Genomic DNA, 13,786 nt, shown 5'->3' with positions numbered 1-13,786 from the left:
CACAGATCTGGAACACAAACCGCAACGTTCCACCACATGATGACGACCTGAATGTGTGCAGCGCGTATGTAGGATCTCGGACATGAATGCCGTGCTGCTCGCCGTGATCCTCATGCTCGTCCTCGCCGTGTGCCGGGTGCATGTGGTCATCGCACTGTTCATCGGCGCTCTGGTGGGTGGTCTCGTCGGCGGCCTCGGCCTGGACGGCACGATGCTGTCGTTCCAGGAGGGGCTCACCGGTGGGGCGCAGATCGCTCTCAGCTACGCCCTGCTCGGTGCATTCGCCATGGCCGTGGCCCACACCGGTCTGCCGGATGCCCTGGCCAGGTGGATGATCGCCCGCCTCGACGCGGCCTCCCCCGACTCGTCCAGCCGGACCCATCGAGTGACGAAATGGGCGCTCATCGGCGCCATCCTCCTCATGGCGATCATGTCGCAGAACCTCATCCCGGTGCACATCGCCTTCATCCCGCTGCTCATCCCACCGCTGCTCACCGTCTTCAACCGGCTGCACCTGGACCGGCGTGCCATCAGTACCACGCTGACGTTCGGGTTGGTGACGACGTACATGTTCATTCCGGTGGGATTCGGCAACATCTTCCTCAACGACATCCTGCTGGGCAACATCCGCAAGGCGGGGATGAGCACCGACGGCATCAAGATCATGCATGCCATGGGCATCCCGGCGTTGGGAATGATGTCTGGCCTGCTCATCGCGCTGTTCGTGAGCTATCGCAAGCCACGTGACTACGAGGATCGGTCGCTGGCGAAACAGCCAGCCGTGGCTGGGACTGGTTCGATCACCAGTTCGGAGGGCGATGACTCGTCGGACCCACAGGTCACTGGAGCGGCCGGCACGGCCGAGCCGATCAACCGTTACCGAGCCACGGTGGCCATTATCGCCATCATCGTCACCTTCGTCGTCCAGGTGGCGATGCAGCTTGCCGGTGCCAAGTCGAACTCCCTGCTGGTCGGTGCCATAGCAGGACTCGGCATCATCCTCATGGCCCGCGCCGTGCCATTCCGGGAGAGCAACGAGGTCTTCACCGAAGGCATGAAGATGATGGCTGTCATCGGATTCGTCATGATCGCGGCCCAGGGATTCGCCCAGGTGATGCAGGACACCGGTCACGTCACCCTGCTGGTGACCGACGCCACGGCCCTGTTCGGCACCAACAAGGCCCTTGCCGCGGCCGTCATGCTGCTGGTGGGGCTCGTTGTGACGATGGGGATCGGCTCGTCGTTCTCCACCCTGCCGATCATTGCGACGATCTACGTGCCGCTGTGCATGTCGCTGGGGTTCTCACCGTTGGCGACGGTCGCGATCGTCGGGAGTTCCGGTGCCCTGGGCGACGCCGGATCGCCCGCATCGGACTCCACCCTCGGACCGACGGCGGGGCTGGGTGCCGACGGCCAGCACGACCACATCCGCGACTCGGTGATCCCGACCTTCCTGCACTTCAACCTGCCACTGCTCGTCGCCGGCTGGATCGCCGCGATGGTGCTGTGAGGACGTCATCAGACCACCGCGACGGTCGACATGGATATTGGCAGTGCAGGAGGCAGGCTTGAGACCTCACCATCGGAGGACCAAGTCTGCCGCGTCCGTATTCACCCTCGAGCTCGACAGGCCCGGAGCGCGGTGAGACTGGTGTCCATGGTGGGGCTTTCCGCCGAGGGGCCTGAACCGGCCACCCCCATGATGGTGAGGACGTCCTCTTGGCTGGCCTTCGGGCACCACGCAGCCGTCGAATAGGCCACGGACTCCAGATAGTCGTTGTGCAGACTCTGTGGCGGAGCGTACCCGCGGCTGTCTTTGAGGGAGAGATCAGGCAGTGCCGTGTGAGGAGCAGCGGATCCTGGGGCCACCCCTCCGAGGGTTCCTGCATTGTCGAGGACGAACCGCTGTGGCCAGGCGTCAGGATGGGCCGAGCCGGTGCGCGCCTGTTCGAGGGTGAGCACGGCTGCGGGTAGGTAGGCTCGGTTGGGGTCGCGGGTGCATACCTCGATGCCCTTGTTGGCGCTGTGCTGGCAGATCAAAGTCGGGTATCTCTGGGCCATCTGTTCGTCGATTTCCTCGACATCAGAGCCGCCCAAGACGCTCAGAGGTAGGGCGAGGAAGGCTGACAGTATCGCGACGAACGGCACCATCCACACATACCTCACGACGCTGCCGACGATCGCGGAGATGACGGCGACGACGGCCATGGCCAACAGGAGTGTGAGGGACGGACCCATCCCATCGACGATCTCTGTTGCGACGACGTGGCCTGCGATCCTCTGGTGGCCCATCGCCGCGGCACTGGCTGTCAGAGCAACGAGAACGATGACAAGTGCAGGCGCAACGGCCATGAGAATGGCGTGCAGGCTGGGACGCACGAGCCGAGCCGAGACACTGCGCACACCAAGGTCCTCCCACACCGCCACCCCAGTGCGCCACCGCGTCTGACCTGCGATCACCCCGGCTGCTCCGGCACAGGGCAGCCAGAAATGACGGACCGCAGGTATCTGTGAGCCCAACAAGATCCTCGGAGCCCCTGCCCACGTCGACCACGCTGACCCCAAGCTCAATACCATCGGAATGGCGAGGATGAGCATCGTCGGCCAGACGAGGCCGGCGCTCATGATTCCGCTTCCTCTTCGATGTGTGTGCGCCACCTGACTGTGTGCACCCGGGCCGAGCTCGATGTCACAGCAGTAGGTGACGACTCCGGCAACGAGCAGGATCCCACAGGTGAGGACGCTGAGGTTGGGGGCACCGCCGTTGAAGTGCAGCGTTGCGGGGGCTCGTAGCGCTCCCCAGAGACCGTGCCCGACGGTGGGGTACAGGGGCCAACCGAACATCCATGACGCGAACCCAGCCACCGTCGGTAGTACCCAAATGACCCGGATGGGCAGGAAGGTGAGACTGAGCAGACCCAGGCCATACAGTCCCAAGCTGTCTCGCCATGCCATGGCTGCGTCGTCGAGATGGCCGGGGAACAGGATGAGCGAGAGCAGGCCGGTGAGAACGATCGAGCCACCGATGAGGATCGTTCGGCGGGCAGTCAGGGAACGCGGCGCGACGGCGTCCATGTCGGTCTGGGATGTGGCGATGAACAGTAGGGGAATGCTCGTGCCCATCGCAACCCACATGGGTGCGATGTCGGTGGTGCCTCCCGCCTGCAGATCGATGAGGAGGACGAGGAAACGCAGGATGACTGCGGCGAGAATGCTGGTCCCCACGGCCGCGGGGACATGGTGGTGTCGAAGCCACGAGATGAAACCGCTATTCATGATTCCACGATGTTCATGTAGCGTGCACGTACTGCGGCGAGGTCTCGTTGGTCGGTGAACTTGTCGAAGGGCCCTTGGAACTTGAAACGGCCGTGATCCATGACAGTGACGGTGTCGGCATGCTCGAGAACGTCCTCGATGATGTGCGTGGAGACGATGGTGATGGCCTGACCGGCCACCCGCCCGAGAATACGGGTGAGTCCCTCGCGTTGGGCGACGTCCAACCCGGCGGAGGGCTCGTCAAGCACGACGAGATCGGGGGAGCCGATGAGGGCTGAACCGATGGCCACGCGACGCCGCATCCCTCCTGACAAGGAGGAGATACGGTCATCGGCGCGGTCAGTGAGGTCGATGACGTCGAGAACCCGGTCCGCTTCACTGGCGGTGGCGGCCTTGCCGATCTTGTGCAGCCAGCACATGTATGCCAGATGTTGGTGCACGGTGAGTCGGGATTTACCGAGATTCTCCTGGGGGCAGTAACCCAAACGGGGGCGCATTTGGTTGCCGGAGAGTCCGTCAAGGGAAACGGTGCCTGAGGATGGTTTCTGCAAGGTGACGAGGGTGCGCATGAGTGAACTCTTGCCTGCACCGTTGGGGCCCAGCAGGGCATGGAATCCCTCGCTCAGCTGCCAACCTACGTGGTCAACGGCCACGGTGTGATGGTAGGTGACGGTGACGTCGTCGATTGTCAATTTCATAGTAGTTGGTATTTGCGTTTCGGGTCGGGTGGAATCAGTCGACGGTTTCCCAGATTACACGGTAAGGGTGTCCAGCGATGCATTTCGCGGTTACTGTCTGACCGGGTCGCGCCCAAATTGAGTAGCGGTCAGGTGCATTTCGACAGTCGAGATGTACTCGGAACTGTCCGCTTCCTCCGACGCAAGTCGCGATGACGTCCCGGCTGCTCAGTTTCCAACCGCACTTGGAAGGTAAGGCCTGTGCCTGTGGAGCAGAGAATGCGGCGCTGGCGACAAGCAGAGTGGTGGCGACTGCAGCCGCGAGGTGCTGGAGGTGCTGTGAGTGTTTCATGGATCCTCCAGAGTATGAGTACATGTTGTACGGTTGTGATCGCGATTCGCAACCTGTGTGCAAGATACTCATTTGGCGCGATGGGTGTCAGTAAAAAGGTGATGAATATTTAGTGAACATTGAGTATCGACTATGTGGTTCGGCTACGGAGGTGCACATGAGCGGCAGCTTATTTCTGAGGACTGATTTCAGTGCGCAGCAGACCAAGGAGTTTCGTAGGGATCGATTGGGTCGGATCGTGCAGAACGCCGTGACCACCACCAGCGTCGACACCGTGAGCCTGGATCGCGACGTCTTCAACGGCATCGACCCGACGACGTCGGAGCGGCTGGACAGCTGGAGCGTCACCAATCAGAGACATTCCGGGCGGTGCTGGGAGTTCGCCGGCCTCAACGTCATCCGGGCACAGGTGATGAGGAATCTCAACATCGACAATCTCGAGTTCTCGCAGAACCACATCGCCTTCTTCGACAAGATCGAGAAGGTCAACTTCGCCTTTGCCCGAGCCGTGGAGACCATCGGCCTGCCCGACGGTGACGAGCAGGTGCGTGACCTGCTCGGTGAACTAGGCGATGGTGGCTACTGGCCGCAATTCGTCGACATCGTCGGCAAGTACGGTCTCGTGCCACAGTGGGCCATGCCCGACACCGAGTCCTCGGGCAACACCGGCCGCATGAACCGGGCCCTGGAAATGATCGTGCGTCGCGTCGTCGGCCAGATCCGTGCTGCCAGGGGTGCCGGCGACCAGGACACCAGGATTGCTGCGGCTCGGCAGCAGGGGCTCAAGGACGCCTGGCGGGTGCTGGCCATCCACCTGGGCACCCCGCCCACCTCGTTCACCTGGCAGTACCGTGACAAGGACAAGAACTTCCATCGCGAAGGCACGTTCACCCCGACGCAGTTCGCCCGCCACATCATCCCCGGTGACCTCGGCGAGTACGCCACCGTCCAGCACGATCCGCGCACCGAGAACCCGGTGGGCCGAGGCTATGTGCGCGAACACACCCCGTACATGGTGGGGCGTCCCGGCTACTCCTACGTCAGTGCCGGGATGGACGACATCAAGGCCTTGGCAGTCGAGTCGATCCGTGCCGGGGATCCGGTGTGGTTCTCCTGCGACGTCAATGCCCAGTTCGATCGCGAGCTCGGCATCTGGGACGCCAACCTGCACGACTACGAGGGGCTCTACGGGGTGGAACTCAACCGGTCCAAGGCCGACCGGATGCGACTGCACGAAACCTCTCCCACCCACGCCATGACCTTGGTCGGCGTCGATCTGGTCGACGGTGCACCGGTGCGTTGGCGCGTCGAGAACTCCTGGGGTGAGGAGGTCGGCACCAAGGGGTTCTTCACCATGAACGACAACTGGTTCGACGAGTACGTCTTCGAGGTCGTCGTACCACGGTCGAGGCTCAGCCAGGCCCAGCGTGACGCCCTCGACGGCGAACTCACCGTCATGCCGTACTGGGACGTGCTGTGAGGGCCGTCGCATGATGACGCCGGTGCTCACGACCCTGGGATTCGTCCGGCACCCCGATGGCGAACGGGTGCTCATGGTGCACCGCATCGCCCGCAACGACGACGACCAGCTCGGCAAGTACAACGGGCTGGGTGGCAAGGTCGAACCCGGCGAGGACGCCGCTGCCGGCATGCGGCGCGAGTTGTGGGAGGAGGCCCGCCTGCAGGTCGATGCCATGCGGCTGCGTGGCACGGTCTCGTGGCCGGGTTTCGGCAGACACGGCGAGGACCACTTCGGGCTCATCTTCGTCATCGACCGGTGGCACGGCGACATTCCCGACGCCAACGAGGAGGGTCCGCTGAGCTGGCAGCGGATCGGCGAGCTCGACACGCTGCCCATGTGGGAAGGTGATCGGTACTTTCTGCCCTTGGTCTTCGACGAGACGATCCCGCAGTTCCACGGCTGCATCCCCTACCGGGATGGGCGGCCGACCGGATGGACGTACTCGGTACTGACCTGAAGTGCAACGGACCGGCCTGAGGTGTGACGGGCAGTCCTGAGGCGTGACGCCGTGGAGTCGGCTGGCCATGACGTAGGGTGATCTGCGTGGATGTGCAGGTGGCCCAACAGTTGACCAGCACCCCCGGCGCGCACGCCCTGGCTGCTGCCCTGGACCAGTCCGATCCCAACTCGTTGGCCGCTGCGACGGCGTTGCGCCGCGAGTTTCCCGCCGATCTGGCTGCTGCCGCCCTGGACCAGGCCGCAATGCGCCAGAGCGCGGTACGCAAGATCGGTGACGTGGCAGCCACCATGCTGTGGACCCGCGACGGATTGGAACAGGCCACCCGCGGCGACGTCTCTCGCTGGCGGGCGGAGCGTCTCAAGGCCGCCGGGATTCGGCACGTCATCGACCTGGGCTGTGCCTGCGGAGCCGATTCCCGAGCCTGCCTGGATGCCGGGCTGCAGGTGAGTGCCGTGGAGATCGATCCGGCCACCGCCGAGCTCGCCCGCCACAACCTGCCCGGGGCGCAGGTACTGTGCGCCGATGCCACGGCGGTGCTGGACGAGCTGCTCGCCGCCGTGCCTCAGCCCCACGACCGCGTACCGGAAGGCCTCGCGTCGCGGGGCGTCCGGCCAGGTGGGGCCGTCGTCATGCTCGACCCGGCCCGTCGGACCGGACGGGGGCGCACCTGGCGTCTGGCGGACGTCCAGCCGCCGTGGTCCTTCGTCGAGCATGTCCTGCACCTGGCACCGTGCGTCGTCAAGCTCGGCCCCGGGGTCGATCGTGGCCAGTTGCCGAACCAGCCCGTCACCCATGTGGGGCATCGCGGTGATCTCGTCGAGGCTACCCTGTGGTCAGGGTTTGGTGATCTGTGGCCGGGGGACCGGGCCGTCCTCGTCGACCGGAGCGACGATCGAGGCCCGGTCGAACTCCCCGCGGCGCTCCCCGCTCCCGAACCCGGTGACCTGGGGGCCTTTCTGGCCGAGCCGCATCCTGCGGCCATCCGTGCGGCGAGCCTGTCCGCCATCGCCCCGGGGCTGCGGTCGGTGGCTCCGGGCATTGCCTACCTCACCGTCGACGAGCCCGTCGAGACCCCGTGGCTCACCTGGTTCGCCGTCGAGGAGGTGTTGCCCCTCGACGTGCGCGTCCTGCGCGGCTGGGTACGCAAGCACCGCGTCGGCACGGTGGAGATCAAGAAACGCGGGGTGGACGTCGACCCCGTGACATGGCGACGCAAGCTCAAACCCTCCGGGCCGAACAGCGCAACTCTGGTGTGCACCCCGACGACGGCTGGAGCCCGGGCCGTGGTGTGTCGGCGGCGAATGGTCACCAGAAATTGACCCTGCCATCTCGCTTTGCAGATGGGATGTGTGGTTGCATGATCACATGCTGAGCAATTCTTGCCGCCCCCGGCGTTGGGGCGTCCTCCTGTTGGCTCCTCTCCTGATGCTGTCCGGATGCATGAAATTCAATGCCTCCTACGACATCAAGGACGAGGAACACGTCAACGCCAACCTCACCATTGCCGTCTCCAAGTCCATGGCCGAGATGTCCGGTCAGAACACCGGTGGGGAGCTCAAGGAGTGTGAGCAGTTGATGTCCGCCTCCGGCATCACCGACAAGGCGGCGGCGAAGAAGTACGAGGACGACGAGTACATCGGCTGCACCATCGTCGGTGAGGACAACGCCAAGAACATTGGTACTCGGGATTCCGGGGTCGCCATCACGTTCACCGACGACGAGGTGAAGTTCCGCATGGGTCAGGAGATCTTCTCACCCGAGGTCTCGGGTCAGGAGATCACCCCCGAGATGCTCAGTGATTTCAAGGTGTCGGTGACCTTCCCCGGCACAGTGACCCAGCACTCCGGGTCGAGCACGGTGGACGGCAACACCGTCACCTGGACCAGTGCCAAGGAGCTCATGTCGAGTGGGATCACTGCCACCAGCGAGCGTTCCTCCAGTGCCCTGGCGTGGTGGATGTGGCTCATCATCGGGGTGCTTGCCCTGGCCGTCATCGGTGCCGTCATTGCAGTCATCGTGCGTCACCGGGCGAAGGGTTCCCGGGGCGACGGGTCGCAGGGCGAATCGGTGCCACTCGATCCCGGGCAGCCTGATGGTGGGAGGCCCGCCCAGGAGGGCCTGGAACGGTCTGGTTCAGAACAGCCTGGTTTCGAGCAGCTTGATTCTGGGCAGCCTGGTGCTGGTCAGTCTGGTTCCGACCAGCCGCGCCGCGCAGACGGTCAGCCTCAGCACGGCGATTCCATGCCGCACTCCTCGACCCCTGCTCACGGGGATCATGGTCAGACTCTGGAGGGCCAGGAGCCTCAGCCGAGAAACGTCCAGCCGTGGGAGGCATCCGATGGTGCCGGTCAGCCACACCATCTGGCCAGGGGAGTCGAGCCCGACGCGGATGTCGCGGCCGATGCGGACGCCAGTCCTGCACCTCGTCGTGGCGCCGGTTCGGACTTCCCACACCCATCGTCGGGCTCCGGTCCGTCAGATCCTGGACCGTCGGATTCCGGCACACCGGGAGCCTGAGCCTCACCGACTCAACAATCTCTGGCACTCATCTTGCCTGAGTGCTAATGCCGGTGTACTTTTCTGATTGGCACTCTCATGGTGAGTGTGCCAACGAGCTGGACGCACCCGCGACGCCGAAGGCTCGAACGCTCGGGGCTCGCAACCCCTGGCAGGAGACTTTTGAACATCCGTCCTTTCACGAAAGGGGTTCATCGTGGCAACCACGATCAAGCCGCTCGAGGACCGCGTCCTCGTCCAGCCTCTCGAGGCCGAGCAGACCACCGCCTCCGGTCTCGTCATTCCCGACACCGCCAAGGAGAAGCCGCAGGAGGGCAAGGTCATCTCCGCCGGCCCCGGCCGCGTCGACGACAAGGGCACTCGCGTCCCCATGGACGTCAAGGAGGGTGACGTCGTCATCTTCTCCAAGTACGGTGGCACCGAGGTCAAGTACGACGGTCAGGAGTACCTGCTGCTCAACGCGCGCGACATCCTCGCCATCGTCGAGAAGTGAGGCGCTGACACATGGCAGCAAAGCAGCTTCAGTTTGACGAGGACGCCCGCACCTCACTCGAGCGCGGTGTCGACACCCTCGCCGACACCGTCAAGGTGACGCTGGGTCCCAAGGGCCGCTACGTCGTCATTGACAAGAAGTGGGGCGCACCGACCATCACCAACGATGGTGTCACCGTCGCCAAGGAGGTCGACCTCACCGATCACTACGAGAACCTCGGCGCCCAGCTGGCCAAGGAGGTCGCCACCAAGACCAACGACGTCGCCGGTGACGGAACCACCACCGCCACGGTGCTTGCCCAGGCCATGGTTCACGAGGGCCTGCGCGCCGTCGCCTCGGGCACCAACCCGGTTGGCCTCAAGCGCGGCATCGACAAGGCCGTGACCCAGCTCGTGGCGAACCTGCGATCCCTGTCGCGCGCCGTCGAGACCACTGCCGACATGGCCAGCGTCGCCACCATCTCCAGCCGTGACGAGAAGATCGGTGAGCTCATCGCCGATGCCTTCGACAAGGTCGGCAAGGACGGCGTCATCACCGTCGACGAGTCCCAGACCTTCGGCACCGAGCTGGAGTTCACCGAGGGCATGCAGTTCGACAAGGGCTATCTGTCGCCCTACATGGTCACCGACCAGGATCGTATGGAGGCCGTGATCGAGGATCCCTACATCCTCATCCACTCCGGCAAGATCTCCTCGATGAACGACCTACTCCCCGTGCTGGAGAAGGTCATCGCCGCCCACGGCACCCTGTTCATCGTCGCCGAGGACGTCGAGGGGGAGGCCCTGAGCACCCTCGTCGTCAACAAGATCCGCGGCACCTTCAACTCGGTGGCCGTCAAGGCACCGGCCTTCGGCGATCGTCGCAAGGCCATGCTGCAGGACATTGCCACCCTCACCGGTGGCCAGGTCATCGCACCCGAGGTCGGCCTCAAGCTCGACCAGGTGGATCTGGACGTCCTGGGACGCGCCAAGAAGGTCGTCGTCAGCAAGGACAACACGACCATCGTCGACGGTGCCGGGGCCAAGGCCGACGTCGATGGACGCGTTGCCCAGCTGCGCGCCGAGTACGACCACTCCGACTCCGAGTGGGACCGCGAGAAGCTCCAGGAGCGGATCGCCAAGCTCGCCGGTGGCGTGTGCGTCATTCGCGTGGGTGCTGCCACCGAGGTGGAGCTCAACGAGAAGAAGCACCGCATCGAGGACGCCGTCTCGGCCACTCGTGCTGCGATCGAGGAGGGCATCGTCGCCGGTGGCGGCTCGGCCCTCATCCACGCCTCCGCCAACCTCGCCGACAAGCTCGGGCTCGCCGGCGACGAGCTGGTCGGTGCCCAGATCGTCGAGAAGGCCGTGCGTGAGCCGCTGCGTTGGATCGCCGAGAATGGTGGCGAGCCCGGTTACGTCATTGTCTCCAAGGTTGCCGAGTTGAAGCCCGGGCATGGCTACAACGGCAAGACCGGTGAGTACGTCGATCTCATTGCCGATGGTGTCATCGACCCGGTCAAGGTGACGCGTTCGGCTCTGGCCAATGCCGCTTCCATCGCCTCGCTGTTGCTCACCACCGAGACCTTGGTGGTGGACAAGCCTGACGACGAGGATGACGACAAGTGAGGTCGAGCCTCGAGACACTCGGCTGAGAGGTCCGCGAACGGCCCCGGGAGGTGACTTCCGGGGCCGTCGTGCGTGCTGGGGGTCATGGCTGGCGACTCGAGGTTGGCGGACCCCTCAACTGTGGCGGGTGCTTGCTGTCTGGGCCCTGCCCCTGATGGTCTGCCCGCCGGTCATGAGCAGTGATGGTTGGGCCTACGCTGCCCAGGGACACCTGTTGGCCAATGGGTTCAATCCCTATGAGGTGCCGCAGGGCAGAGCTGGCGACCTTGGCCCAGGGGATCGGTCTGGGTCTGGGGGTCGAGGGGCCGGTCATTTCCCCAACCTTCGTGCTGGCCCGACGTCACGCCGGAGTTGACGGGCGCCCGGGACTCGTCCACGTTGACGCCTACCGTCTCGGGTCAGCCGCAGAACTGGTCGACCTGGACCTCGACGAGACCATGGACCGGGCCGTCACCTTGATCGAGTGGAGAGCCGGTATCGCCGAGGACCTCGGCGGCTCTCACCTCGACATCGGCATTCGTCGCAGCGGGGATCCCGCCGACGAGACCCGCGTGGTCTACCTGGAAGGTTTCGGCCCCCGCTGGCAGGACGTCGACCTGCCGCCACTGTCCGAATTTCCCCTTGGTACCACCCCTGACGAGACCGGAGACAACATCTGATGAACACGATCGTTCTGGGAATCGACACCTCGACGGCCGTCAGCGTCGGTCTGGCGTGCGGGTCCGAGGTGCTCGTCAGCCTGCACCACGACGACCCTCGCGCCCACGCCGAGCAGCTCATGCCCCTCATCCACACCGCGTGTGAGCAGGCCGAGATCGCCCTGACCGACATCGGTGACGTGGCCATAGGCGTCGGCCCTGGCCCCTATACCGGACTGCGCGTCGGGGTGGCCACCGGGCGGGTACTCGCCCACCTGGCCGACCTCACCCCGCACCCGGTCTGCTCCCTCGACGTCCTGGCCCGCCAATGGGCTGACGACGGCGTCGACGGCGAGTTCGTGGTGTGTACCGACGCCCGTCGTCACGAGCTGTACTGGGCTCGTTACGACGCCTCCGGCAACCGTCTCGACGGACCCAACGTCACCCGGCCCGAGGAACTGCCCGAGGGTATTCCGGTCGGCGGTCCGGGGTGCCCGGTTCGCGGTCTGACGCCCGCCCCCGGATCCCCAGAGCGTCTGGACGCCGGGGTGCTCGCCGCGTCCTGGCAGACCATGCCCGACGTCGGACTGGAACCGCTCTACCTGCGAGATCCCGACGCCACTGTCCCGACAACCCGTAAGGCCACCCTGGCCCCGACTCGCCTGACCCTGCCCGGCATCAAGCGATGACCAGAGTCGCCAGCCCGGCCGATCTCGATGCCATCATGGCCGTTGAGCAGGCCAGCTTCGACACGTCCCGGCAGTGGTCCCGGACCTCTTGGGCCGAGGAGATCTCCCCGGCCGACCACCGCCTCACGCTGGTCGCCGGGGAGGACGAGGTCGCGGCCGTCGCCACCTTCCACGGTTTCGACGTCGCCGACTTGGACCGGATCATGGTCACGCCCGCGGCGCGAGGGCATGGACTGGCCGTCGAACTGCTCTCCCGTGGCATCGACTGGGCACGCTCCCGGGGGTGCCGCACCATGATGCTGGAGGTGCGCCGAGACAATGACCCGGCCATCTCCTTGTACCAACGCTTCGGATTCGAGACGATTTCCCAGCGTCCCAATTACTACGGCGGCGGGGTTGACGCCCTCGTCATGTCCGTCGACCTGCCCGCGACCACAACCGAGGAGAACCATGTCTGAACCGCTCATCCTGGGCATCGAGTCGTCCTGTGACGAGACCGGAGTCGGCATCGTCCGTGGCAATGACCTGCTCGCCAACGAGGTCGCATCCTCGATGGAGCAGCACGTGCGCTTCGGCGGGGTCGTCCCCGAGGTGGCGTCGCGTGCCCACCTGGAGGCGATCGTCCCGGTGCTGGAGAAGGCCACGGCCACCGCCGGGGTGGACCTGTCCGAGCTCGACGGCATCGCCGTGACGGCGGGTCCCGGTCTGGCAGGGGCGTTGGTCGTCGGTCTGTCGGCTGCCAAGGCGCTGGCAAGCTGGCTCAACAAGCCGCTTTACGGCGTCAACCACCTGACCGGGCACGTCGCCGTCGACCTGCTTGAGCACGGTGAGCTGCCGATGCCTTGTGGGGCTCTGCTCGTCTCAGGCGGCCATACCAGCTTGCTGCGGGTAAACGACATCGCCACAGACATTATTGAGGTCGGCTCGACGATCGATGACGCTGCTGGGGAGGCCTACGACAAAGTGGCCCGTGTGCTCGACCTGCCGTACCCAGGCGGGCCCGTCATTGATAAGGCTGCTGCTGAGGGCGATCCGAAAGCGATCCATTTCCCGCGCGGCCTGACCGCCCGTCACGACATGGTTAAGCATCGCTTTGACTATTCTTTTTCTGGCCTCAAGACGGCGGTGAGCCGGTGGGTTGAGACCCAACAGCGTGACGGAGTTGAGTTCCGTATCGCCGACGTTGCTGCCAGTTTTCAGGAGGCTGTTGCCGACGTTCTCACTGCGAAAGCCGTCGACATGTGCCAGGAGTATGGCCTCGAGCACTTCCTCATCGGCGGGGGAGTCGCGGCGAACTCGCGACTGCGCACTTTGCTCGCTGAGCGGATGGAGGCTGCAGGGGTGGAGTTGCGACGCCCGCGTCCGGGGCTATGCACCGACAATGGGGCCATGATCGCGGCCTTAGGTGTGCAGGTTGTCAAAGCGGGGCTGCCGGTGTCGGCCATGGATATTTCGGCTGATTCAGGATTGCCCATCGAGACGGTGCTTGTCTGAATTTCGGGGTGGTAGGGATCGTCGAAGATGCGAATATGTGGCCTTAAGCTGTTGGCCCTAA

12 protein-coding genes and 2 pseudogenes are annotated in these 13,786 nt (G+C 64.7%); 12 read left to right on the top strand and 2 right to left on the bottom strand.

What is annotated here, in order from left to right; translation table 11 throughout:
• Nucleotides 1-82: 82 nt before the first annotated feature.
• Nucleotides 83-1,510, top strand: coding sequence for a Na+/H+ antiporter family protein (locus tag ACP8JZ_RS06915; protein ID WP_306517492.1), 1,428 nt, complete (start codon nucleotides 83-85; stop codon nucleotides 1,508-1,510).
• Nucleotides 1,511-1,611: 101 nt separating this feature from the next.
• Here the strand turns inward: ACP8JZ_RS06915 and ACP8JZ_RS06910 are convergent, their stop codons facing one another.
• Both ACP8JZ_RS06910 and ACP8JZ_RS06905 read right to left on the bottom strand, forming a co-directional pair.
• Nucleotides 1,612-3,276 (bottom strand): hypothetical protein, encoded by a 1,665-nt coding sequence (locus ACP8JZ_RS06910; RefSeq protein ID WP_484482310.1) that lies wholly within the window; start codon nucleotides 3,274-3,276, stop codon nucleotides 1,612-1,614.
• Complete coding sequence (locus ACP8JZ_RS06905; protein ID WP_323459959.1) at nucleotides 3,273-3,974, bottom strand: ATP-binding cassette domain-containing protein; 702 nt, start codon at nucleotides 3,972-3,974, stop codon at nucleotides 3,273-3,275. Before ACP8JZ_RS06905 ends, ACP8JZ_RS06910 begins: the two co-directional genes overlap by 4 nt.
• 488 nt (nucleotides 3,975-4,462) lie before the next feature.
• Here ACP8JZ_RS06905 and ACP8JZ_RS06900 point away from each other — a divergent pair, with 488 nt between their 5' ends.
• The 11 genes and pseudogenes from ACP8JZ_RS06900 (at nucleotide 4,463) to tsaD (ending at nucleotide 13,725) form a co-directional block, all read left to right on the top strand.
• Entirely contained in the window at nucleotides 4,463-5,785 is a 1,323-nt protein-coding gene (locus ACP8JZ_RS06900) for a C1 family peptidase (RefSeq protein ID WP_323457787.1), read from the top strand.
• Nucleotides 5,786-5,795: 10 nt separating this feature from the next.
• On the top strand, nucleotides 5,796-6,284 hold the full coding sequence (locus ACP8JZ_RS06895; RefSeq protein ID WP_306517490.1) for an NUDIX hydrolase: 489 nt from the start codon (nucleotides 5,796-5,798) through the stop codon (nucleotides 6,282-6,284).
• 86 nt (nucleotides 6,285-6,370) lie between these two features.
• The gene (locus tag ACP8JZ_RS06890; protein ID WP_484482309.1) at nucleotides 6,371-7,606 is read left to right on the top strand and encodes a class I SAM-dependent methyltransferase; all 1,236 of its coding nucleotides are present in this window, start codon (nucleotides 6,371-6,373) and stop codon (nucleotides 7,604-7,606) included.
• Between the two features lie 121 nt (nucleotides 7,607-7,727).
• Nucleotides 7,728-8,804 (top strand): LppM family (lipo)protein, encoded by a 1,077-nt coding sequence (locus ACP8JZ_RS06885; protein ID WP_484482308.1) that lies wholly within the window; start codon nucleotides 7,728-7,730, stop codon nucleotides 8,802-8,804.
• Between the two features lie 196 nt (nucleotides 8,805-9,000).
• On the top strand, nucleotides 9,001-9,297 hold the full coding sequence (gene groES, locus ACP8JZ_RS06880) for a co-chaperone GroES (protein WP_023034278.1): 297 nt from the start codon (nucleotides 9,001-9,003) through the stop codon (nucleotides 9,295-9,297).
• Between the two features lie 11 nt (nucleotides 9,298-9,308).
• Nucleotides 9,309-10,904: a chaperonin GroEL gene (gene groL / locus ACP8JZ_RS06875; RefSeq protein ID WP_484482307.1), complete on the top strand. Its 1,596-nt coding sequence runs from the start codon at nucleotides 9,309-9,311 to the stop codon at nucleotides 10,902-10,904.
• Nucleotides 10,905-11,034: 130 nt separating this feature from the next.
• A pseudogene (locus ACP8JZ_RS06870) lies at nucleotides 11,035-11,175 on the top strand (MptA/MptB family glycosyltransferase); the annotation flags it as partial.
• A pseudogene (tsaE, locus tag ACP8JZ_RS06865) lies at nucleotides 11,168-11,563 on the top strand (tRNA (adenosine(37)-N6)-threonylcarbamoyltransferase complex ATPase subunit type 1 TsaE); the annotation flags it as partial. The pseudogenes ACP8JZ_RS06870 and tsaE, both read left to right, overlap by 8 nt.
• Nucleotides 11,563-12,231 (top strand): tRNA (adenosine(37)-N6)-threonylcarbamoyltransferase complex dimerization subunit type 1 TsaB, encoded by a 669-nt coding sequence (tsaB, locus tag ACP8JZ_RS06860; protein WP_323457784.1) that lies wholly within the window; start codon nucleotides 11,563-11,565, stop codon nucleotides 12,229-12,231. The pseudogene tsaE and the gene tsaB, both read left to right, overlap by 1 nt.
• Entirely contained in the window at nucleotides 12,228-12,689 is a 462-nt protein-coding gene (gene rimI, locus ACP8JZ_RS06855; protein ID WP_323457783.1) for a ribosomal protein S18-alanine N-acetyltransferase, read from the top strand. The genes tsaB and rimI overlap by 4 nt, the downstream gene beginning before the upstream one ends.
• The gene (gene tsaD, locus ACP8JZ_RS06850; protein ID WP_484482306.1) at nucleotides 12,682-13,725 is read left to right on the top strand and encodes a tRNA (adenosine(37)-N6)-threonylcarbamoyltransferase complex transferase subunit TsaD; all 1,044 of its coding nucleotides are present in this window, start codon (nucleotides 12,682-12,684) and stop codon (nucleotides 13,723-13,725) included. Before rimI ends, tsaD begins: the two co-directional genes overlap by 8 nt.
• Nucleotides 13,726-13,786: the final 61 nt, after the last annotated feature.

The sequence above is a fragment of the Cutibacterium sp. LaCa_286 genome (assembly GCF_057198075.1).
The sequence above is the reverse complement of the archived record's forward strand: the minus strand, read 5'-3'. Positions and strand labels throughout refer to the sequence as shown.